Origin of the sequence: Aquimonas sp. (assembly GCF_044377145.1) — a bacterium.
Taxonomy (GTDB): Bacteria; Pseudomonadota; Gammaproteobacteria; order Xanthomonadales; family Xanthomonadaceae; genus Aquimonas.
This window is the reverse complement of sequence record NZ_JBILJQ010000001.1, coordinates 22,153-44,300: the sequence shown is the minus strand read 5'-3', so window position 1 is coordinate 44,300 and position 22,148 is coordinate 22,153. Positions and strand designations below refer to the sequence as shown.

The window sequence follows — 22,148 nt, the reverse complement described above, 5'->3', positions numbered from 1 at the left end:
CGCCATCGCGGCGGGGCGGTTTTGTTTTTGAGCGAAAGTTTGCGTTCCGAACCGACGCGGCCCACGGCCCCGGTTCGTCACCCGCCGGAGCATTCGCCGGCACGGAGCCCGCATGAGCAAGCGTCGCGTCGTCATCACCGGCATGGGCATCGTCTCGCCGGTGGGCAATGATCTCGCCAGCGCCTGGGACAACATCACCCACGGCCGCTCGGGCATCGGCCCGATCACCCAGTTCGACCCCACCGCGTACGCCACCCGCATCGCCGGGGAAGTTCGCGATTTCGACCCTGCCGCCTATATCCCGGCCAAAGAAGCCAAGCGGATGGATCCTTTCATCCACTACGGCGTCGCCGCCGGCCTGATGGCGCTGAAGGATTCCGGTCTTGAAGTCACCGAGGCCAATGCCGAGCGCATCGGCACGATTATCGGTTCTGGCATCGGCGGCATCATCGGCATTGAAGACACCACCGCGCGCCTGATTGAAGGCGGCCCGCGCAAGGTCTCGCCGTTCTATGTGCCGAGCACGATCATCAACATGGTCAGCGGCCACCTGTCGATCCTGACCGGGATCAAGGGCCCGAATTTTTCCGCGGTGTCCGCCTGCGCCACCGCCAACCACTCGGTCGGCATGGCGATGCGTCTGATCCAGTACGGCGACGCTGACGTGATGGTTGCTGGCGGCGCCGAGCGCGGCACCAGCCCGACTTCGGTCGCCGGCTTCTGTTCGATGAAGGCGATGTCGACCCGCAACGACGATCCGACCCGCGCCTCACGGCCGTGGGACAAGGATCGCGATGGCTTCGTGATGGGCGACGGCGCCGGCGTGCTGGTGCTGGAGGAGTACGAACGCGCCAAGGCGCGCGGCGCGCGCATCTACTGCGAACTGGCCGGTTTCGGCGCCAGTTCGGATGCCTACCATATGACCGCACCGGCCGAAGACGGCGAAGGCGCAGCGCGCTGCATGATCGCTGCGCTCAAGGATGCCGGCATCAATGCGGATCAGGTCGGCTACCTCAACGCGCATGGCACTTCGACGCCGCTGGGTGACCTCGCCGAGACCATGGCGATGAAGCGCGCGTTGGGCGACCACGCCTACCGCACCCTGGTCAGCTCGACCAAATCGATGACCGGGCATCTGCTCGGTGCGGCCGGCGGCATCGAGGCGATCTTCAGCATCCTCGCCCTGCACAACGGGCTGGTGCCGCCGACGATCAACCTCGATGAGCCCGGCGAAGGTTGCGATCTCGACTATGTGCCGAACGTCGCCCGCGAGAAAGCGATCGATGTCGCGATGTCGAACGGCTTCGGCTTCGGCGGCACCAACGGCACCCTGGTGTTCCGGCGCGTCTGAGCGCCGGTGCACGGGTCTAGAGTCGCCGCATACCGATGCCGCAGCGCGCGCTGACTTCCGCTGCGGTTGATCTGCTGAGCCTGCATCGGGCGCACCCGCAGCGGTACCCCTGTGTGCTGGAGAGCGCGGCCGAAGGCGGTCGCGCACGCTTCGATCTGCTGCTGGCGTTGCCGCAAGGTGGTTTCCGCCTTGATGCCGACGGTCGATGCCGGCGACTGGACGGCCGTCTTCTCGATGGCGGGTTCCTCGCCAATCTGGATCGCGATTTCGCCGCTGCCGGCACGCCGGCCACGGTGACTGAACTGCCCTTCAGCGGTGGCTGGGCACTGCTGCTTGGCTACGAGCTCGCCAGCGAAGTCGAACCGCGCGTTGCGCGCTTGGCCGCACCGGGTGGCCTGCCGATTGCGCTCGCCCTGCGCTGCCCGGCGGCGATCCTGCGCGACCGCGAAACGGGCGCGGTCTGGGCGGTGGCCGAAGAGCATTCGCAGGCGCAGGCTTGGCTGGATCAGCTCGGCGACGATTGGTCCGCCGCGTGTTCGGCACATCACGAATCACAGCTGGCGCGGGACACCTTGCCCACGCTGCCGCCGCATCGGATCGAAGAAGCCGATGGCGCCGCCTTCATCGATGGCGTCGGACGCATTCACGAGTATCTGCGCGCTGGCGACGTGTTCCAGGTCAACCTGTCGCGCAGTTGGCGAGTCAGTTTCGAGTTGGCGCCGGCACCGGCCGACCTTTACGCCCGCCTGCGCGCCGCCAATCCGGCGCCGTTCGCCGGCCTGCTGGCCTGGGACGACTGGGCCCTGCTCAGTTCCTCGCCAGAGCGATTGCTGTCGGTGCGCGGCAAACTCGCGGAAACCCGGCCGATCGCCGGCACCCGCGCGCGCAGCGTGGACGACCCGATGGACGATGCCGCACGCCGTGCGGAGTTGATTGGGCATCCGAAGGAACGCGCCGAGCACGTGATGCTGATCGATCTGGAGCGCAACGACCTCGGTCGTGTCTGCATCCCCGGCAGCGTTGAAGTCGACGAGCTGATGGGGCTGGAGAGCTATGCCCACGTCCATCACATCGTCAGCAACGTGCGCGGGCAGCTGCGCACGGGCGTCAGCCCCGGGCAGGCGATTGCGGCGGTGTTTCCAGGCGGCACGATTACCGGCTGCCCGAAGGTGCGCTGCATGCAGATCATCGGCGAGCTCGAAGGCGAGGGCCGCGGCCCCTACACTGGCGCCCTCGGCTACCTGGACCGCAGCGGCGACATGGACCTGAATATCCTGATCCGCAGCCTGTGGCTGTACGGCCGCGAGGCGGGCTTCCGCGCCGGTGCCGGCATCGTGATCGATTCCGACGCCGCCGCCGAACTGGCCGAAACCCGCGTCAAGGCGCGAGGCCTGCTGCGAGCGTTCGATCCGTCCGTTGAGCTTGTTGCGCGACGCGCACCGGTGCTCGATGCTGCCGCCGATGGCAATGACAGGACTTCGAACTGATGCGCCTGGGTGTGCTCATCGACGGCGAGGCAGGCGACAGCATCGAAGTCGGCAACCGTGGATTCAACTACGGCGATGGCGCCTTCGAAACCGTGCTGGTGCAGGACGGCCGCCCGGTCTGGTGGGGCGAGCATCTGGCGCGGCTGCGGCGCGGCTGCGAGGCGCTGGGGCTGCGCATGCCGGACGCCGACCTGCTCGAATACGAGGCCGAGCAGCTTTGTGCCGATCAGGCACGCGCTGTGCTGAAGATCGTGCTGACCCGAACCGGCCATGGCCGTGGCTATGCCCCCGAGCCGGGCGCGCGCAGCCAGCGCGTGCTCAGCCTGCATGCGGCGCCGCCCCTGCTCGGCAGTGACTACGTCGAGGGCGTAACGCTGCGCTGGTGCGAGACCCGGCTGGCCCTGCAGCCGCGGCTGGCGGGGTTCAAGCATCTCAACCGGCTGGAGCAGGTGCTGGCGCGCGATGAGCTTGCCAATACCGGCGCGTTCGAGGGCCTGATGCTCGACACCACCGGTCGCGCGGTCTGCGCCACCGCAGCCAATGTGTTCGTGCTGGCGCACGGACGTCTGCGCACGCCCGCGCTGCGCGCCTGCGGCATCGCCGGCATCTGCCGCGACTGGGTCCTCACCCGCACCGATGTCGAAATCGGCGAGCTGCTACCGCAGGATCTCGAACGCGCGGATGCGCTGTTCTTGAGCAGCAGCCTGCGCGGTATCCTGCCGGTCGCCCGACTGGGCACGCGCCGCTACCGGCCGCAGCCCCTGATCGCCGGCCTGATCGCCCAGCTCTGGAACGAGGTTCCGGCGCTGGCGCCGCAGGCCTGAAGGAGTCGTCTTGAGCAAGTCCGCCCCCAAACCCCGGCGCAGCTGGCTGCGTCGGCTGCTGCTCCTGCTGTTGCTCGGCGTGCTCGTGGCCGGCGCGGGCGTGGCTTGGCTGTGGCAGCAGTACCAGCTGTTCAACCTTAGGCCCGTGGCCGGCCTGGACGCCGAGACCGATGTGATCCTGCAGCGCGGCGACGGCCTGCGCCGGGTGCTGCAGCGTCTGCAGCAGGCCGGCCTTGAGCCGGGTCGTGAGGAGTTCTGGCGGCTGCTGGCGCGTGAGATGGAGGTCGGCGGGCGCATTCAGGCCGGCGAGTACCGGCTGCCCGCGAACGCGACCCCGCGCGCGCTGCTGCAGCAGTTCGCCGATGGCCGGGTGCTGCAGCGACGAGTGACGATTGTGGAGGGAATGAACTTTCGCGAGCTGCGCCTCGCGCTGTCGCAGGCCGAGGTGCTGGAGCAAACGCTGCCGGGCCTGGGCGAGGCCGAGATCATGCGCCGGCTGGACGCCGAGGGCGTGCCTGCGGAGGGCCGCTTCCTGCCCGAAACCTATTACTACACCCGCGGCATGAGCGATCTGGATGTGCTGCGCCGGGCCAAGCGCGCGCTCGACCGGGCGCTGGAGCAGGCCTGGGCCAAGCGCCAGCCGGACCTGCCGCTGCAGTCACCCGATGAGGCCCTGATTCTGGCCTCGATCATCGAGAAGGAAACCGGCATCGGTGGCGAACGCCGCCAGGTCTCCGGCGTGTTCAACCGGCGGCTGCGGATCGGCATGCGGCTGCAGACCGATCCGACCGTGATCTACGGCGTCGGCGATGCCTACCGTGGCGTGATCCTGCGCAGCCACCTCGACACCGACACGCCCTGGAACACCTACACCCGCGACGGCCTGCCGCCGACGCCGATCGCCATGCCGGGCCGCGCCGCGATCGAAGCCGCAGTCGATCCGGCGCCTGGCGACGCGCTCTATTTCGTTGCCAGCGGTGATGGCGGACACGTGTTCTCGCGGACTCTGGCGGAACACAATCGGGCGGTGGCGCGCTGGCGGGCACGGGAGCGCAGCCGATGAATCGCGCGTTGAACACGGCCCGCTTCATCAGCTTCGAGGGCGGCGAGGGTGCCGGCAAAAGCACGGTAATCACCGCGGCGGCGGACGCCTTGCGGGCGCTCGGCCAAACGGTGCTGCTGCTGCGCGAACCCGGTGGCACCGCGGTCGGCGAAGCCGTGCGCGCGGTGCTGCTGAACCCGGAGCTGCGCGGCCTGTGCGCCGAGAGCGAGCTGCTGCTGATGATGGCCTCGCGCGCGCAGCTGGTGCGCGAGTGCATCCTGCCGGCGCTGGAGCGTGGCGACTGGGTGCTGTGCGATCGCTTCACCGATGCCAGTTTCGCCTATCAGGGTGGAGGCCGCGGCATCGACGCCGGCCGGATTGCCGAGCTTGAGCGCTGGGTTGCAGGCATTCGGCCGGGCCTGTCATTCCTGCTCGATTTGCCGGTCGAAACCGGCCTGGCTCGCGCCGGCAGTCGCGCCGCGCCGGATCGGATCGAGGCCGAGTCGATCACCTTTTTCGAGCGCGTGCGCGCCACCTACCGCGCGCGCGCCGCCGCCGATCCCGCGCGCTGGTGCGTGGTCGATGCGCGTCAGCCAGCAGCGGACGTGGCGGCGGCGGTTGTTCTGCGGCTGAATCAGCAGGTCGAGGCGCAGCGATGAGCATGGGCTTCTCGCCGTGGCAGCAGCGCGCCTTCGAGCGTGCCTTGGCCAGCCTGGACAGCGGCCGTCTTGGCCACGGCCTGTTGGTCTGCGGCCCGGCCAAGCTGGGCAAGCGCGCCCTGGTCGATGCCATCGTCGCCCGGCTTCTGTGTCAGGACGCGAGCGGCGCTCAGCCCGCCTGCGGGCACTGTCGGGCCTGCAAACTGCAGCAGGCCGGTACCCACGCCGACGCCTACCGGATCAGCTTCGCCCTGAACGACAAAGGCGAGCCGCGCAATGTCATCGTGGTCGAACAGATCCGCGATCTCGGCCAGAAGATCAGCCTGACCGCCCAGCTCGGCGGCGCCATCGTCAGCGTGATCGATCCCGCCGAGGCGCTGAATGCCAACGCCGCCAACGCGCTGCTGAAAACCCTGGAAGAACCCCAGGACGGCCGCTACCTGATCCTGGTCAGCGACACCCCGTACCGACTGCCGGCGACCATCCGCAGCCGCTGCCAGCGCATCGAGCTGCGCCCGCCGCCGCTTGAAGAGGCGCGCGCCTGGCTGGCCGGGCAGGGTATAGACGGCAGCCGTATCGACGAAGCGTTGGCGCTGGCCGATGGACATCCGGGCGCTGCACTCGCCTTGATCGAAGCGCAAGGCCTGCAGCTGCGGCGCGCCGTCGAGAAGGACCTTGATGCGCTGGCGCAGAACCGCATCGCCTTGAGCGAAACGGTCAAGGCCTGGCTGGACGATCGCCCCGCCGAGCGCCTGGCGCACGCCGCTGCTTGTGTGCGCGACCGCGGACGCCTGGCGCTGCTGGCGCTGCTGGCGCAGGGCAGCGGCGAGGCGTTCGCCGAGCTGGCCGACTGGTACGACCAGGCCAATCGGGTTCGCGCCCAACTCGACACGCCGCTGCGTTCTGATCTGCTGCTGGGCGAGCTGCTGTTGCGCTGGCGCGAGGTGGCCGCGGCCTGACAGCATCGCCGCGGGTTCCAGCCCGGCCCTGCAAGCTGCTAGCCTTCGCATCAATCGCCGCAGCCGCGGACACCACGGATACCGCTCCCATGCAGGCAGCCGGAATGATGCGACAGGGCATCCTGTCGCTGGCCATCAAGGAACAGCAGGCGCTGTATCAGGCCTACATGCCCTTCATCAAAGGTGGTGGCATTTTCGTGCCGACGCCGCGGCGCTACAGCCTCGGCGACGAAGTGTTCCTGCTGCTCAGCCTGCTCGACGACAAAGAACGTCTGCCGGTGGCTGGCAAGGTGATCTGGCTGACTCCTGCGGGCGCGCAGGGCAATCGTGCGGCCGGTATCGGCGTGCAGTTCAACGACTCGGCCGAGGGCGAAGCCGTGCGCGGCAAGATCGAAACTCTGCTGGCCGGCCTGGGCGCCAGCGACAAGCCGACCCACACCATGTAGCTGCCGTTGGTACCGACGCTGGCGCCGCTCATGGTGCCCAGCGGCCGGGCGTGTAATGTTCCGTAACCCGTAACCCGTAACCCGTAACCCGTAACCCTTAACCCTTAACCCTTAACCCGCAACCCGCAACCCGCAACCCGCAACCCGCAACCCGCAACCCGCAGCGTGCCTGCGCCGAAACTGACGCCACCCCAAGCACAACACTGAGTGGGCCCCCCTGCGCAGTGTTCGAAGTGTCGCGGCGCCAGGCGCGCGCCATCCGCGAGCGGCTGGCGCTGTAGGCCTCAGCCGAACGGCGCGATGCCGATCAGCGGCAGGTGCAGATGAAACACGAACACGGCCCACGCCACCGCGCCGATGATCACCGCAGCGGCGCTGCTGACCACGTTTGAACGAGTGGCGGGCGGCGCGCCGGCAGCGCGATCACGCCGCCGCGCAGCGGCAAAAGCGATCACCGCCCAGGCCAGAAAAGCGGCCATCGTCAGCACTGCGTGCAGCCAGCCCACCGCCAACAGATGTCCGAGCGCCCACAGCTTGACGGCCAGCAGCATCGGATGGCGCAGGCGCGTCTTGAAGTGGTTGTTCGGCAGGTAGGCCGCGGCCAGCAGAACGAATGCGGGCAGGGTGAACAGGGCGGCGAAGTGGCGCAGCCACAGCGGCGGCGACCACAGCAGCACCGGCTCGCTGCGCGCCAGGCCGTAGCCGTACACGATCAGCACGAAGCCGGCGATGGAGAGCAGGCTGTAGATCGCCTTCCAGCTGCCAATGCCCCAGCTGGCGATGCGCGCATCGCGCAGTCGTGGCGCAAGCGCGCGCAGCGAGTGCACTCCCAGGAACAGCAGCAGACCACACAGCAGGATCAGCATTGCAGGCTCCTCGAAGACAGGTGACGCGAGCGCGGGCCCGCAGAGTCGGTGGATTCAGGCGCTGGGCCGGACGTTGCAGTAGGTCGGCGGACAGCTGCTGCGAAATCAGGCGCCACTGCGTCGCCGCTGCAGGCTCAGCGCCGCCGCCAGCTGCGCCGGCAGCAGCAGGGCGATCCAATCGAGCTGCTGCTGCGGATACACCTGCACCTGCGCCAGCACGAGGCCAGCCACCGCGACGATCGCCAGTGCCGCAGCGGCGAAGCGCAGCCAACTCTCGCGCGGGTGGCGGCCCTGCCGCAATAGGCCGATGCAGGCGGGCAGCAGCAGCAGGCTCAAGGGGTTGGCCAGCAGCAGGTTGCGATTGGCCCAGGCCGACTCATGCGTCGTGCCGAACCACAGCGCAAGCATCCCAAGGCCGACCGCGCCGCTGATGCTCCAGAACAGCAGCAGGAACCAGGCCGCGGGCCGGCTGCGCAGCGCGACCGTCAACAGACCGGCCAGCAACAGGCCCGCGGCCAGCGCCCAGAGCAGCATTGGCGGTGGTGCGTCGGCAGCGTCGGGCCCGCGGTGCGGCAGCAGCTCGCGTTCGGCGATCACCAGCGGCGCACCGTCGGCGCGGCGCACGTCGCGCAATGCCTGCGCCAGTCGTGCGGGGATGAAGCTCTGCTCCCACAGCGACAGCGGTCGGTCGGCGTAGGGGCCGAGCCCGAAATGCATCCCAGCCAGCAGCCAGGGCACGCCGGCACCGTGACGCAGCGCCTCGAAACGATAGGTCGCGCCCTCAGAGCGGCCGTCCAACTGCCGCTGCAGCTCGCCGCCGAGGGCTGCATCGAGCGCATCGCGAACCTTGGTCGAACAGTTGGAAACGAAGTAGTCGTAGCGGTACTCGGCGTTCTCGGGCCGCACCTGCTCGGCCAGCGCATCCGCCAATCGCTGGGCCTGCTCCGGCTCCAGCGCCAGCCACTGCAGGCGTGCGCCGCGACCTTCGGCCGCGTAGTTGCCGAGGTCGGACGACATCGGCAGAGCGACCGCCAGATAGCGCATCTCGCCGCGCAGGAAGCGCAGCAGAAAGCCGGGCTGATCGAAATCGAAGTAGCCGAAGTTGTAGAACACCGGCTCCTGCGGATCGCCCGAATCCACCAGCAGCGCGTTGTGGCCGAACCGCGCCCAGTAGGCCTCGCCCGGCTCCATGGTCACCAGGCCGATCCGCGGCGCGCCCAGCGCCTGCGCCGCGAGCAGCAGGCAGGCCAGCAGCACGGCCGCGCGCAGCCGTCGGCTGACTACGGCCGCAGATCCCGTGCCTGCGCCGCCGCCCTCACTCCGCATCTACGAGCCGCAGCTCAAGCGTGTGCAGACGACGTCCGTCGGACTCCAGCACGCTGAGCTGGAAGCCGCCGAGCTCAAGCGTCTCGCCGATCTCGGGGACATGGCCGAGTGCCGCGATGAAGAGGCCGCCGATGGTGTCGTACTCGTCGTCGGACAGTTCGGCGCCGAAGCGCTCGTTGAATTCGGAGATCGGCATCAGCGCTTCGACCTCATAGCAGCCCTGTCCTGTCTGCTCGACGTGTTCGTCCTCGGCCGGGGCGTCGTCGTGCTCGTCGTCGATGTCGCCGACAATCTGCTCCAGCAGGTCCTCGATCGTGACCAGGCCGGCCACGCCGCCGAACTCGTCGACCACGATCGCCATGTGATTGCGCGACTGGCGGAACTCCTTCAGCAGCACGTTCAGCCGCTTGGATTCGGGAATCAGCACCGCCGGCCGCAGCAGGCTTGACAGCTCGGGCGCCGCGCCCAGCGCATAGCCGCGCAGCAGGTCTTTGGCCAGCAGGATGCCGACGATCTCGTCGCGGTCATCGCCATGCACCGGGAAACGCGAATGGCCGCTGTCGACCACCACCTGCAGCGCTTCGGCTGGGCTGGAGTCGAGCGCGATCGCGACCATCTGGCCGCGCGGCACCATCACGTCGCCGACCTGCAGATCGGACACGGCAATCGCGCCTTCGATCATGCTCAAGGTGTCGGCGGTGAGCAAACCCGCGGACTGCGCTGAGCGCAGCTCGTCAAGCAGGTCTTCGCGGCTTTTGGGCTCGCCGGACAGGGCCTGGGTCAGGCGACCAAACCAGGACCGGCTCGGCGAGCCGCTGGTACTGCTGGGATCTTCGGACATTGCTTCGTGACAGGCGCCCCGATGGGGCAACGCCGAAGAGTGTAGCCGAAGCCGGTGACAGCTCGGTTCAATGGCCCGCCAGCGCCGGCTGGTCAAACCGCAGCCGCTGTGCACAATGGCGGATTGTTCATTGGGGGGTGGGGCATGCGTATCGGGGCGGGCGGATCGGTTCGGCATCGGCGGCGGGGCATGGCCCTGCTGGTGACCAGCGCGTTGCTGGTGACTGCTGGCAGCGTTGGCGCACACAAGCCGCCTGGCACGGCCGCCGAAGTGCCGCAGGCTGAAGCCGCCCTGCAGGTGCTGCGCGTGCACACTCGCGACCAGCAGGTGATCCGCACGCTGGCCCAGCAGAACGGACATCTGATCGTCGACCGCGCCAAGGGCGTGGTGACCTTCGACGCGCCGGTCGGCGAACGCCTCGATCTGCTCGCCAAAGGTCTGTATGTCTCGGTCGATCCGATTCTGAGCGAGGCCTTGAATGCGCAGCTCGGGCAAGGCACCGGCACCGCCAAGGCGATTCCCGGCTATGCCTGCTATCGCACCGTGGCTGAAACGCAGGCGCGGTTGGATTCGCTCGCGCTGGAGTATCCGCAGCTGGTCCAGACCCTCGACATTGGCGCCAGCTGGGAATCTGGCAGCGGCGGTGGCGAGCGCCTGCGCGTGCTGCGGCTGACCAATCGCGGCCTGCCCGGCGACAAGCCGGTGTTGTTCGCAATGACCGCCATCCATGCGCGCGAGTACACCACCGCCGAACTCAACCTGCGCTTCGCCGAGTACCTGCTGGCTGGCTATGGCCGCGATGCCGACGCGACCTGGATCCTCGACCACCACGAAGTGCATCTGCTGGTGCAGTCGAACCCGGACGGTCGCAAGCGCGCCGAAACCGGTCTGTCCTGGCGCAAGAACACCAATCAGGGCTATTGCGGTGCTGCCAGCACCAGCCGCGGCGCCGATCTCAACCGCAACTTTCCGTTTGCGTGGAGCACGGTGCCGAATGGCTCCAGCGGTAACCCTTGCGCGGACACCTACCGTGGCCCGCTGGCGGCTTCGGAGCCGGAAACCCAGGCTGTCGTCAACTATATCCGCAGCGTATATCCGGACCTGCGCGGGCCAGGCATGAACGATCCCGCGCCGGACACGCTGCGCGGGATCTTTCTGGACATTCACAGCTTCTCGCAGCTGGTGCTCTGGCCCTGGGGCATGAACAACACGCTGGCCCCGAATTCGCAAGCGCTGGAGCAGCTGGGTCGACGCTTCGCCTGGTTCAATGGCTATGAACCAGGCCAGTCCGTGGGCCTGTATCCGACCGACGGCACCACCGACGACTTCGCCTATGGCGAGCTGGGCCTTCCGGCCTACACCTTCGAACTCGGTACGGCGTTCTTCCAGGCCTGTGCGAGCTTCGAAAGCACGGTCTATCCGGCCAATCTGCAGGCCCTGCTGTATGCCGCCAAGACCGTGCGCCGGCCCTATGTGCTGCCGTTCGGGCCCGAGGCGTTCGAGGTCACGTTGGAGCCCGATCTGCCGGTGGTCGGCGAGAGTGTGCGCATCCGTGCGCGCGTCGACGACAGCCGCAGCAGCACCCGCAACGGAAGCGTTCCGGTGCAATCGATCACTGCGGCGCGCGCCTATCTGGGCACGCCGCCGTGGCTGGCCGGGGCCATGCCGCTGGCAATGACCGCCAGCGACGGCAGTTTCAACACCAGCAGCGAAGCGGTCGATGCGCAACTGCCGGCACCGACCGCCGGTCGTCAATTGGTGTATGTCGAAGGCACCGACAGCAGCGGCGCCACCGGGCCGGTCAGCGCGGCCTTCCTGACGGTTCTGCAGCCGAACCAGGTCGTCGAGCTGGCGGGGCGCATCAGCAGCCGGGCGGACAACAGCAGCGTGGTCGGCGCGCAGGTGCGGATCGGCGAGTACATCGCCAGCAGCGATTCGAACGGGCAGTACGGGCGGCGTGTGCCGGCCTCCTCGACCAGCCTGCAGGTGACCGCGCCGGGCTTCGAGCCGCTGCAGGTCAGCGGCCTGAACCTGACCGCGGGCGCGCAGAACACCCGCGACCTGCAGCTCTATGCCTATTGCCCGCGCCTGCGGATGGACGCCGAGAATGGCGCGCAGGGCTGGACGACCTCGCCCGCCAGCGGCAACTGGAGCATCGTGCAGCCGAACGCAGTGACCAGCAGCCGCGCCTGGCACGACAGCCCTGCCGGCAACTACGCCAACAACATCAACGTGCAGCTGATTTCACCGGCGGTGGACATGCAGGGCTTCGAGAGTCCTGTGCTGCGTTTGCGCTCGTACTGCAATACCGAGGCGGGCTACGACTTCGGCCTGATCGACGTGCGCACCGGCCCCGCCCAGGCCTGGACCAATGTGTTCAGCTGCGACGGTTCGACGAGCTGGCGTGATCTGGTGGTGCCGGTGCCGCAGTTGGCCGGTTCTGCCGCGGCGCAGATCCGCTTCCGGCTGACCAGCGATACTTCGGACGTGCGCGATGGCTGGTATCTCGATGACGTCGTGCTGGAAGCCGGCGGTGCGGCTTGCCGCGCGCTGCAGGCACCTGGTGACATTTTCGCCAATGGCTTCGAAGCGCCCTGATCGAACCGCCGTCCTCGCGCTCTGCGTGGGGGTGGCCAAGTCTATTTCGCAGCATCGCGGTCGGGTGCTGGTAGCGGCACGAACATCAGGACTTCACACCGCTGCGTCAGCTCGACGGTCGGTCTGCACCAGCAGCAAATCGCCGCCACCTTCGAGCTGCACGCGCCCTGCCTCGCCAAACAGCAGGGCGCTGTCGCCGGCGCCAAGCTGCAACTGATGATCCGCCTCGCGCAGGCGCGCCTGGCCTGCCGCGAGGTGCAACAGCCAAGTCTGGCCCGGGCGCAGGAAGAACAGCATGCTGCCCAGCAATGGGCGATGCAGCAGCCGTGCATCAATGGCGTCGGGGCGATGGATCAGATTCAGCACTTGCACGGGGCCATCGATCAGGTGCGCCGCGACCGCATCGTCACCGTTGAAGTCGAGTGCGGCGAACGGCAGTGCAAGGATCGTCGGATCCTGCGCATTGATCTGCACGCAAAGGCCTGCACCTGCCAGCAGTCGCAGCTGTCGCCTGCAGTCGGGAAAGCTTGAGAACTCGCAGTCGGCGTCGATCTCGGCAATCGACACCCGCCAGGCCGGGCCCTCGCCGCTGCGCCAGATTTCGCGCGTCCAGCCGAGGCCATTGCGCCAGCGCTGGCGTTGATAGAGATGGGCGGGCAGGGCGATCAGGGTCATCGGCGGCGGGCGCAAAGAAAGCACGCTCAAGTGTAGGCGTCGGCGAATCGCGGCGGCGTGGTCAGCGCGCTCTGCGCTCGCATGCAAAAGCCCCGACGCAGGCGTCGGGGCGGGTTCCTTCCTGAACATGCGGGGCTGCGCTTCCTGCGCTGCCGACTTCCCCCGGGGGCGGGCCCTCCGTGGCCCGCGCGGTGTCAGCTATCGGCCGACACGCTCCCGGATACCTGCGCCGACGGCCTCGCGCCGGGGTCGGAGCGCCGTCAGCGCGCGGGTGCGGGCGCAGCGGCCGCCGGTGCGGCGGTCACCACGATCAGGTCACGGTTCTTTTCGACGGTGGCGAGGCCGATACCGCGCACTTCTGCGAGCTGGTCGGCGCTGCGGAACGGGCCGTTCTCGCTGCGGTAGGCGACGATCGCTTCGGCCTTGGCCGGGCCAATGCCGTTCAGCACTGCGGCCAGGGTGGCTGCGTCAGCGGTGTTGATATTGACCTTGTCGGCGGCAAAGGCAGCGCCGGCCAGCAGCAGGGACAGGATCAGCGAAGCAAACAGGGAAGTCAGACGGTTCATGGCGTGCATCCTCATGGTCAGTGTTGGTTGCGAGTGCCCGGTGCGGAAGTCCGTCGGCCCGGGACCGGCGAGGTGTGCCGGTGGAGAAAGTCTGCGGATGTGCTGGGCTCGCGGGCATCGGCGTAGTGGCCGGAAAGAGGTCGGAATTCGCTGCGCCTGCGGCTAGGAAATTTCCTACCCGCAGGCGTCGACGTTCGCGGCGGGCGCAGCGGCTAAACTGGGGCACCCGCCGGCCGGTGTGGCCGCGCCTGTCGAATGCGCCAAGGAGTGAACATGGATCCGCAGCAGGTCGAACGTTTTGTGGCCGAGCTTTGGGACGACGAAATCGTCGGCCAACTGGTCGAGTACATCCGCATCCCCAACAAGTCGCCGATGTTCGACGCCGACTGGCAGCAGCACGGCTATATGGAAGACGCGGTCAAACTGATGGAGCGCTGGGCCCGCGCCCAGCCGGTGCGCGGCATGCAGGTCGAGGTAGTGCGCTTGGCCGGGCGCACGCCGCTGATCTTCATCGAGATCGCCGGAAGCGATGCCGCCAATGCCGACACCGTGCTGCTGTATGGCCACCTCGACAAACAGCCGGAAATGACCGGCTGGGCCGATGATCTCGGCCCTTGGAAACCGGTGATCAAGGGCGACAAGCTTTACGGCCGGGGTGGCGCCGACGATGGCTACGCACTGTTCGGCTCGCTGGCGGCGATCATGGCGCTGCAGCAGCAGGGCCGGCCGCACAGCCGCTGCGTGATCCTGATCGAGGCCTGTGAAGAATCCGGCAGCTACGACCTGCCCTTCTACGTCGACCACCTGGCTGCGCGGATCGGCAAGCCCTCACTGGTGGTGTGCCTGGACTCGGGCTGCGGCAACTACGAACAGCTGTGGTGCACCACCTCGCTGCGTGGCCTGGCCGGCGGCAATCTGAGCGTCACCGTGCTGGAGGAAGGCGTGCACTCCGGCGATGCCTCCGGCGTTGTGCCGTCGAGCTTCCGCATCCTGCGCCAGCTGCTGTCGCGGCTTGAGGATGAGATCAGCGGGCGCATCCTGCCGTGCGATCTGCACGTGGAGATTCCGGCAGAGCGCATCGAGCAGGCCAAGCGCGCCAGCGCCGTGCTCGATCGCGAGATCTATCAGAAGTTTCCGTTCCTGCCGGGCATGTCGCCGATGCACAGCGAGCTGCACGAGCTGGTGCTCAACCGCACTTGGCGGCCCGCGCTGTCGGTGACCGGGGTTGACGGCATGCCGCCGCTTTCAAATGCCGGCAACGTGTTGCGCCCGCATACCGCGGTGAAGCTGTCGCTGCGGCTGCCGCCGACCCTGGATGGCGAGCGTGCCGGCGAGGCCCTGACCCGCCTGCTGCTGGACAATCCCCCCTATGGCGCGCGCGTCGAGTTCGGGCTGGAGAAGAGCAGCACCGGCTGGAACGCACCGAGCCAGTCGCATTGGTTGACCCACGCGATCGGCGACGCCTCGCAGGCGGCGTTCGGCAGGCCTGCGATGTACATGGGCGAGGGCGGGACCATCCCGTTCATGGGCATGCTGGGCGAGAAGTTCCCAGGTGCGCAGTTCATGATCACCGGCGTGCTCGGTCCGCACTCGAACGCACACGGCCCGAACGAATTCCTGCACATTCCGACCGGCAAGCGTGTCACTACCGCGGTGGCGCATGTGCTGGCGGCGCACTTCGAGGCCAGCCAGCGCGGTGAAACGACTCAAGTCGGCGTGGCGGCGGGAGAGAGTCGTTTCGGTGACCACGGCTGCTGCTGACAGCTTCCGATCCCCCATTCAAGGACATCGCCATGGGCATTCTGTGGACACTTCTGATCGGCTTTATCGTGGGCCTGGTCGCGCGTTTCGTCTTGCCGGGCAAGCAGAAATTGGGGCTCATCCTGACCACCGTGCTCGGCGTTGTTGGCTCCTTGTTGGGCGGCTTCATCGGTGAGCGGCTGGGCTGGTACGCGGCGGGTGAGCCGGCCGGTTTCGTCGTCTCCGTGCTCGGCGCCATCATCGTTCTGGTGGCCTGGATGGCCATCAGCAAGCGCACTTGAGGGCTGTCTCATGACCCGATCCATAGTGTTTTTTGCAATCGCCGCCGCCGCTTTGGCGGGCTGCGGTGGTGACTCGATCGATTCCAAACCTGCGTCCGGCGTATCGACTCCTGCGCCCGCCGCTGCAGCCGCCGAGGCCACGGCCGAAGTGTCCAAACCCGCTGCGCCGCCGGACCTCGCCACCTTCGAGGTGGGGCAGTCCTGGCGCCTGATTGATGCAAGCAGCCCCGAGCTGCGCGACAACGCAGTCAAGGCCGGCATCTTTCTGGAGGTGCAGGACGGCCGCCTGGTCGGCTATGCGGGCTGCAATCGCTTCAGCGCGCCAATGGTCCTTCGCGGACCCGGTGAGATCGGTCTGGGGCCGGTGATGGCGAGCAAACGCGGCTGCGCCGACGACGCGTTGAATGCTGCCGAGCAGCAGTTTCTGGCGGCGCTGCAGAAGATCGATACGTTCAAGCTCAGCGACGGCCAGCTGAGTTTCAACCACCCCGACGGCACCGTGCTGGTATTCGTCGAGGGCCGTCCGGACGGCATAGAGCCTGCTGCCGAATGAGCCGCCGCATCCAGCAGCGCCGTTCGCGCATCCATGGCAATGGCGTGTTTGCGGCTGTGGCGCTCGCCGAGGGCGAGCGTCTGGTCGAGTACAAAGGCCTGCACCGCACGCATGCGGAAGCCGATGATCTCTACGGCGACAGCCTGGGCAGCGGCCACACTTTTCTGTTCACGCTCAACGACGAATACCTGCTGGATGCCAATGTCGACGGCAATGTGGCGCGCTGGATCAACCACAGCTGCGCGCCGAACTGCCAGGCGGTGCTGGTCGAGCATGCCAAGGGTGACAAGCGCCGCGACCGCGTCTTCATCGAAGCCCTGCGCGCGATCGCGCCGGGCGAAGAGCTGACCTACAACTACGGCATCCGCCTGTCGATACCGCACACCGCCAAGCTGAAGAAGCAGTGGGCTTGCCGCTGTGGCGCATGGGAGTGCAGTGGAACGATGCTTCAGCCCAAGGGCTAGCGTTGTGGGTGGGGGTGGGGGTGGGGATTCGGGATTGTCCGCGTGTCGAACGATCCGGGCGAATCCGGGCCTGAGCATCCCGGTCTGTCGCCTCAATGCCAGCGAGAGAATCTTGCATCGGCGGCCGGACGCTGAGTCCCGACTCCCGACTCCCCGCAGCCTACAGCTCGATGTGATCCACCCCGCGATAGCCATTCAGCGCGTCCAGCGCCTGTTGCAGGCCCGACAGCGCCGCATCGGCGTGCAGTCGATCGCGCTCCAGCCCCTCGGTGTGGGCGAACAGGGCCTGGCGCAGTTGGTCCAGGGTGTAGGCGCGCTCCAGCAGGTCGGCCAGCAGGCGCTGGAACTCGCTCGGTGTGGGGCTGATCGCCAACACGGTGAACAGCGCCGACAGCGCGGCGAACAGCGGCGCGGCCGCCGCATCCAGCCCATGGTCTTCCGGCCGATAGTCCAGGTAGGCGCGTTCGGCATCGGTCCAGATCCGGTACGACAGCCGGGTCAGCGAGTGATAAAGGGCACCGTCGCTGATCAAGGCCACCAGCAGACGCTTGCGGTGCGCCAGCACGCTGCCAGCGGGGCTGGTCCATTCACCCGTGCGCAGGAAGTCGGTCAGCTTCAGCTGGTCGGCGAAGGCTGCCGCCTGCAGCTGGTCGAAGATCAACAGGCAGCGTTCGGATTCGGAATAGGCACAGGCTTCGGTCACGGCCCGCTCGAAGGCCGGGAGCGGGGCCTCCGCTGGGCCCAGGCTGCCGTCGTCCAACTGCACCGGCAGCGCAGCAGCGATCGGCTCGGGCTGGCTGAAGTCGTGATACAGCACCTGCGGATAGTTCAGCGCCTGGCCAAGCGCGTTGGCGAACGCGGTCTTGCGGCGCCCGGCGCTGCCGTCGACATGCAGGCAGCGCACGTGTTCAAGCTCAGCGGCGAACAGGCAGTCCAGCGCGAAGCCGTAGTCGGTATTGCTCTCGAAGCCATGGTGAGCCAGCGCGTGACGCAGTGACATCGGTGCTTCTCCGGTGACGGACATGCAAACGGCCGCACGCGGCGGCCGTTTGCTTTGTAGCTCAGGAGTGTAGTGCGCTCAGGCGGCGACTGCTTCTGCCTTGCGCGGGCCTTCCAGCAGGGCGGTACGCACGGCGCCTACCACCAGGTCGATCTCGGCGCTGGTGACATTGAAGTGCGGGGTAAAGCGCAGCGAATTGACGCCGCCGTGGATCACGCCGATGCCGTGCTCGCGCATGTATTCCTCGGTGCTGCCGGTGCCGTAACACTTGAAATTGTCAGACAGCTCGCATGAGAACAGCAGCCCCGTGCCCTGCACCTTGGTGATCAGGCCCGGCAGCTCGGCCTTGAGCTTCTCCAGCTTCTCCACGAACTCGCGGCCCTTGGCAACGATGTTCGCGCGCACTTCGTTCGTGAGCAGATCCAGCACCGCGCAGGCCACATCCATGCCACGCGGATTGGTCGTCATGGTGTTGCCGTAGACGCCCTTGCGATACAAACCTGCGGCCCGCGCATTCACCGCCAGCACGCTCAAAGGGTACTGGCCCGCATTCAGTGCCTTGGAGTAGGTTTCCATGTCAGGCGCCGGCAGCTGCTCGAAGCCGGGGTAGTCGACGATCGACAGCACGCCATGCGCGCGCAGCCCGGCTTGGATCGAGTCGACCAGCAGGAGGGTGCCGTGCGCTGACGTGAGCTCGCAGGCCGCAGCGTAGAACTCCGGCGTCACCTGACGGCCCGGATCGCCTTCACCCATGACCGGCTCCAGGAACATCGCTTCGATGTACCAACCGTGCTGCTCGGCCTCAGCGAACGCGTTGCGCAGTTCTTCGACCGAGTAGGGCGTGATGGTGATCAGCTGGGGTTCGTGATGCTTCCAGCTGGCGAGGTGCTTGGCATAGGTCGGGCGAGTTGAATCCGAATACAGCATCGGCAGCTCGGTGCGCCCATGAAATGCGCCCTTGACCGCGATACGCTTGACTCGCTTGCCGGCGTGGCGGCCGCCCGGATCGGTGTGCAGCTTGGTGTTGACGTCGGCAATTCGACCGGCCAGCGAGACCGATTCCGAGCCCGAGTTCAGGCACAGGAACTTGTCGAACGGGCAGCCGCCGCGGCGATGCCCGATTTCGCGTTTCAGCGCGTTCGACAGACGCAGCTGCGACAGGCTGGCGGTCATGATGTTGGCCATCACCTGCGGCCGCGCCATCGCTTCCAGTACGGTCTTCGGGGTGTGGCCGAAGCCCAGCATGCCGTAGCCGCCGGAGTCGTGAATCACCGCGCCCTTGAGGGTAATCACCCAGGGGCCGCGCCCGCTGAGGGCAACATACGGATTCACCGCGTCGTCGGCGTAGAAGTTCACGTAGTCGGCGTGCACCGCCGCCAGTTGACTGGCTTCATCGGCGCGCAGCAGCGCATCAAACTCTCCGCCGCGCAGGGTGTCGAAGACGTCGGCGGCCGCGTGGATGGCCTCGATCAGATCAGTATCGTGCGTGGCGAATCGCAGCACGGTGGCGTCGTCGAGTCCGCTGCTGCGGGCTGCTCCGCCGTAGGTGCGCAGTGTCTTGAGGCGATCAAGCGCCTGGGTCGCGGTATTCATGTCGATGGTTCCTCCCGGGTGCCGGCGGATGCGCTCGACTGGCGCAGTCAACGCCCAATAAAAACAAGTGCTTAGGGCAATAGTATCACCCGGCACAACGGCGGCGTAACCCCCGCAGCTGCAGTCCTACGGTCGTCAGCGAGCGTGGCGGGCGCCGCCGCAGCGACGCGCTCTGCTCAGATCACATGGACCCGACGAGCAGAACCCTGCGCGCCGCGGGCCGTTTGAAGCCGCCACCGAACGGGTGCGAGGTCTCTGCAACGTATCGCTGACTTGGTCAATGGTCTCGCGCCGCGGGAAGCGTCCGACCGTGGCGAAAGCAGCCGCAGGTGCCGTTCGTCGACCCGGCGCCGACGAACGGCGGCGCGACCTGCGCTACGGCTCCGGAGTCTCGAAGCCATCGGCAAACAGGCGTAGCGGCAAACTGCCGGCGGAGGCGCTGTTGTTGCCCGAGTCAAGTTCGCGACTGAAGCCTTCAGGCTGCAAGTTGAGCTGGGCAGCTAGCGTGATGCTGGCGGGCGCGTTGGCACCGACCACGCCGCTGAGTTCCAAGCTCAGCTGTCCGCCGGCGGCCAGTTCGCTGATCAACAGGTTCGGTGTTCCACTGCCACCAGGCGCAGGGCAAGCACTACCGCTGCAGGTCCAGACCAGGCTGGAAAGAGCGGAATCGAGGCTGCTCTGCAGTTGCAGCGCGAACGCGCTGTCCGGCCCGCCGTTGCTGATGTTGATGCGGAAGCGCAGCGTCTGGCCGGGCAGGAAGGTCGAATCGAGCGCCTGCACCTGTACGGCGGGGTCGGCTGGCGCGAGCAGGCGATGCGTGCCGCTGTCGCGGCTGTTGCCATAGTCGGCATTGGTCGAGTTGAATTGCGCTGCGATCACGTAGTCGCCGACCGATGCTAGTAGCGGGAAGGTGATGCTGCATGACTGCGTTCCTTCTGCTGAGACCGTTGCGCTGCAGCTCAGCACCTGCGCTCCGCGGGTGGCTGTCACGACATAGCTGCCGCTCGGTGCGGCCGCACCCGCTTCGACGACATCCAGCAGCGATGCGTAGGCGACGCTCTGGCCACGATCAGCGCTGGTGGCGTCATTCACCAGGATCAGGCCAGTGCGAAACGGAGGCTGGATGGTGAGCGCGTAGGCGCGGGTCTCGGCGAAGGGCCCGCCGAGGTTCACTGGGCTGCTGTCTGTCAGCCGCACGCTGAAACTGAAGCTCCCGAAGCTGCTGGCGGTGCCGCTCAAGCTGCCATTGCTACCAAGTGAAAGCCCTGGCGGCAGGCTGCCGGAGGCGAGGCTGTAGCTCAAGGGCAGGGTCGCGCCGGTGGCGACGCTGTTGAAAAACTGCGCATATGCGGCCCCGATCTGGCCATCCGGCAGGCTGGCCGGGCTGATACGCAGGTCGGGCTTCACCTGGACGGTGGCGGTGGCGAAGCTCTCGGCGATTCCGGGGGCGCCGTTGTAGCGGGCAGACAGCGCACGCAAGCCGACGGCGTTCGCCAAGAGTGTGCAGGTCCCGGCTCCATTGGACAGCGTGGCTGTGCAGTTGCCGCCTGCATCATCGCGTATGTTCACGGTACCCGTTGGGATGACCTCTGTAGAGCTGACTGCGGCACCGACGACATAGCTTTCGCCGATCCTGATGGGTTGACCGGAGATTGGCAGAACGGCGGTGCTCGTCCCCCTGTTGATGAACGCGTACGCCGCGCCCACGTAAACCTGGCCCGCGCGGGAGGCCCCTGGCGCCCCGGCTGCCGCGAAGTCGGCACCCTGTGCGACCGAGTAGCCCAGTTGGGCTTCGGTCTCGGCATCGGCGGCCACCATGCGCTGGTTCAGGCCCCACACACCGCTTTCGAACAAATAGGCTTCAAGGCTGCCCTGCAGGATGCCCTCGCCGAAGCTATCGCCTGCCAAACCCACCAGCAGTCTCTGCCCCGACAACGACAGCGCAAAACCGAACTGTGCCGACGCCGAACCCTGCGCGCTGCGAAGCTCAGCCAGCGGAGACCACGTGGATCCCGTGCGCAGATAGCTCTGCACCAAGCCCCCTGCCGTGCCGGTGGCGGCGGGCGCGTATGGCGCGCCCACCGCCGCAAGATTCAGGTCAAGTGCGACTGCGGCCCCAAAGCCTTCGCCAGCCTGAGGCGAAGTGCGCGCCAGCCTCGCCTGCTGGCTCCAGGTGCTCCCGCTGCGCCCGAACAGATAGGCGACTCCCTGCGCGCTGACGCTGCCTGCCTTGTTCGGAGCGCCAATCAGCAGGGTTTGCCCGGACAGCGCCACCGCTTGGCCGAAGCGATCGTTGGCCGAGATGTCATTGGACTGAATTCGCTGCTGCTGACTCCAGCTTCCGCCCGCGCCCACGAAAACGTAGACGGCACCACGCCCCCCGTTGTAGCCGGGCGCACCGACTGCCAGCGTGCCGGCATTCAGTGCCAGCGCCTGCCCGAACGATGCGTTCGGGGTGGGGTCGCTGGCCAGTAGCTTGGCGACTTGACTCCAGCTGCCGTTCTGGCGTTGGAACAGGTAGACCGCACCGCGACCCGATTGATGAGACGGAGCGGCGACTGCGGCCAGATCCCCATCCAGGGCGACCGCTTCGCCGAAATAGTCGAAGCTGACGCCGTCCGCTGCCGCGAGCTTGGCCTCCTGCGTCCAGCTGCCAGATTGCCTGCGCCGCAGGTAGGCGGCGCCCGGGGTCAAAGTCGTGCCGGTGAACTCGAACGGCATGCCCACCAGCATTGTGTCCGCAGAGGCTGCAACGCTCCAACCGTAGTAGTCGTCCCGACCCGTGTCGGCGGCGTCGACGCGCACACCAGGTTCGTAGGCCTTCGGCGAGGGTGCTGCCTCGGCCTGCACCGGAAA

Annotated in this window: 19 protein-coding genes and 1 pseudogene; 12 read left to right on the top strand and 8 right to left on the bottom strand. The window is 67.4% G+C overall.

Translation table 11 applies throughout. The features are described from left to right. The first annotated feature begins 112 nt into the window (after positions 1-112). The 7 genes and pseudogenes from fabF to ACIQ7H_RS00140 all read left to right on the top strand — a co-directional run bounded on the left by fabF (position 113) and on the right by ACIQ7H_RS00140 (position 6,768). Positions 113-1,351: a beta-ketoacyl-ACP synthase II gene (fabF, locus tag ACIQ7H_RS00170; protein ID WP_395787126.1), complete on the top strand. Its 1,239-nt coding sequence runs from the start codon at positions 113-115 to the stop codon at positions 1,349-1,351. A 35-nt stretch (positions 1,352-1,386) separates the two neighbouring features. Next, a pseudogene (locus tag ACIQ7H_RS00165) lies at positions 1,387-2,766 on the top strand (aminodeoxychorismate synthase component I); the annotation flags it as partial. A gap of 71 nt (positions 2,767-2,837) precedes the next feature. Next, positions 2,838-3,662 carry an aminodeoxychorismate lyase gene (pabC, locus tag ACIQ7H_RS00160; RefSeq protein WP_395787123.1) on the top strand — a complete coding sequence of 275 codons (825 nt, stop codon included), beginning with the start codon at positions 2,838-2,840 and terminating at the stop codon, positions 3,660-3,662. Between the two features lie 10 nt (positions 3,663-3,672). Further along, positions 3,673-4,725: an endolytic transglycosylase MltG gene (gene mltG / locus ACIQ7H_RS00155; RefSeq protein ID WP_395787119.1), complete on the top strand. Its 1,053-nt coding sequence runs from the start codon at positions 3,673-3,675 to the stop codon at positions 4,723-4,725. Beyond that, positions 4,722-5,363, top strand: coding sequence for a dTMP kinase (gene tmk / locus ACIQ7H_RS00150; RefSeq protein WP_395787117.1), 642 nt, complete (start codon positions 4,722-4,724; stop codon positions 5,361-5,363). Before mltG ends, tmk begins: the two co-directional genes overlap by 4 nt. After that, positions 5,360-6,322, top strand: coding sequence for a DNA polymerase III subunit delta' (locus ACIQ7H_RS00145; RefSeq protein WP_395787115.1), 963 nt, complete (start codon positions 5,360-5,362; stop codon positions 6,320-6,322). The genes tmk and ACIQ7H_RS00145 overlap by 4 nt, the downstream gene beginning before the upstream one ends. An 89-nt stretch (positions 6,323-6,411) precedes the next feature. After that, on the top strand, positions 6,412-6,768 hold the full coding sequence (locus ACIQ7H_RS00140) for a PilZ domain-containing protein (protein WP_395787113.1): 357 nt from the start codon (positions 6,412-6,414) through the stop codon (positions 6,766-6,768). A 284-nt stretch (positions 6,769-7,052) separates the two neighbouring features. Here the strand turns inward: ACIQ7H_RS00140 and ACIQ7H_RS00135 are convergent, their stop codons facing one another. From ACIQ7H_RS00135 to ACIQ7H_RS00125, 3 genes are all read right to left on the bottom strand, one after another. Then, on the bottom strand, positions 7,053-7,634 hold the full coding sequence (locus ACIQ7H_RS00135) for an NnrU family protein (RefSeq protein WP_395787111.1): 582 nt from the start codon (positions 7,632-7,634) through the stop codon (positions 7,053-7,055). A 105-nt stretch (positions 7,635-7,739) separates the two neighbouring features. After that, on the bottom strand, positions 7,740-8,960 hold the full coding sequence (locus ACIQ7H_RS00130; protein WP_395787109.1) for a DUF4105 domain-containing protein: 1,221 nt from the start codon (positions 8,958-8,960) through the stop codon (positions 7,740-7,742). Next, complete coding sequence (locus ACIQ7H_RS00125) at positions 8,950-9,801, bottom strand: HlyC/CorC family transporter (RefSeq protein ID WP_395787107.1); 852 nt, start codon at positions 9,799-9,801, stop codon at positions 8,950-8,952. The genes ACIQ7H_RS00130 and ACIQ7H_RS00125 overlap by 11 nt, the downstream gene beginning before the upstream one ends. 189 nt (positions 9,802-9,990) lie before the next feature. Between ACIQ7H_RS00125 and ACIQ7H_RS00120 the strand changes: the two genes are divergently transcribed. Beyond that, positions 9,991-12,399: a M14 family zinc carboxypeptidase gene (locus tag ACIQ7H_RS00120; RefSeq protein WP_395787105.1), complete on the top strand. Its 2,409-nt coding sequence runs from the start codon at positions 9,991-9,993 to the stop codon at positions 12,397-12,399. Between the two features lie 93 nt (positions 12,400-12,492). Here ACIQ7H_RS00120 and ACIQ7H_RS00115 read toward each other — a convergent pair whose 3' ends face one another. Together ACIQ7H_RS00115 and ACIQ7H_RS00110 are read right to left on the bottom strand one after the other, a co-directional pair. Next, positions 12,493-13,074: a HutD family protein gene (locus tag ACIQ7H_RS00115; protein WP_395787103.1), complete on the bottom strand. Its 582-nt coding sequence runs from the start codon at positions 13,072-13,074 to the stop codon at positions 12,493-12,495. 260 nt (positions 13,075-13,334) lie between these two features. Continuing rightward, positions 13,335-13,640, bottom strand: coding sequence for a ComEA family DNA-binding protein (locus ACIQ7H_RS00110; RefSeq protein WP_395787101.1), 306 nt, complete (start codon positions 13,638-13,640; stop codon positions 13,335-13,337). Between the two features lie 273 nt (positions 13,641-13,913). Here ACIQ7H_RS00110 and ACIQ7H_RS00105 point away from each other — a divergent pair, with 273 nt between their 5' ends. The 4 genes from ACIQ7H_RS00105 to ACIQ7H_RS00090 are packed head-to-tail and all read left to right on the top strand — an operon-like array spanning position 13,914 to position 16,699. Beyond that, positions 13,914-15,401, top strand: coding sequence for a M20 family metallopeptidase (locus tag ACIQ7H_RS00105; protein ID WP_395787099.1), 1,488 nt, complete (start codon positions 13,914-13,916; stop codon positions 15,399-15,401). 32 nt (positions 15,402-15,433) lie between these two features. Continuing rightward, entirely contained in the window at positions 15,434-15,682 is a 249-nt protein-coding gene (locus ACIQ7H_RS00100) for a GlsB/YeaQ/YmgE family stress response membrane protein (RefSeq protein ID WP_395787097.1), read from the top strand. A gap of 10 nt (positions 15,683-15,692) precedes the next feature. Further along, positions 15,693-16,235 (top strand): META domain-containing protein, encoded by a 543-nt coding sequence (locus ACIQ7H_RS00095; RefSeq protein ID WP_395787095.1) that lies wholly within the window; start codon positions 15,693-15,695, stop codon positions 16,233-16,235. Continuing rightward, complete coding sequence (locus ACIQ7H_RS00090) at positions 16,232-16,699, top strand: SET domain-containing protein (RefSeq protein WP_395787093.1); 468 nt, start codon at positions 16,232-16,234, stop codon at positions 16,697-16,699. The genes ACIQ7H_RS00095 and ACIQ7H_RS00090 overlap by 4 nt, the downstream gene beginning before the upstream one ends. A 160-nt stretch (positions 16,700-16,859) precedes the next feature. Here ACIQ7H_RS00090 and ACIQ7H_RS00085 read toward each other — a convergent pair whose 3' ends face one another. From ACIQ7H_RS00085 to ACIQ7H_RS00075, 3 genes are all read right to left on the bottom strand, one after another. Then, positions 16,860-17,699: a hypothetical protein gene (locus ACIQ7H_RS00085; RefSeq protein WP_395787091.1), complete on the bottom strand. Its 840-nt coding sequence runs from the start codon at positions 17,697-17,699 to the stop codon at positions 16,860-16,862. 78 nt (positions 17,700-17,777) lie between these two features. Then, entirely contained in the window at positions 17,778-19,292 is a 1,515-nt protein-coding gene (locus ACIQ7H_RS00080) for an aminotransferase class III-fold pyridoxal phosphate-dependent enzyme (protein ID WP_395787089.1), read from the bottom strand. Positions 19,293-19,667: 375 nt separating this feature from the next. After that, the gene (locus ACIQ7H_RS00075) at positions 19,668-22,097 is read right to left on the bottom strand and encodes an Ig-like domain repeat protein (RefSeq protein WP_395787087.1); all 2,430 of its coding nucleotides are present in this window, start codon (positions 22,095-22,097) and stop codon (positions 19,668-19,670) included. Positions 22,098-22,148: the final 51 nt, after the last annotated feature.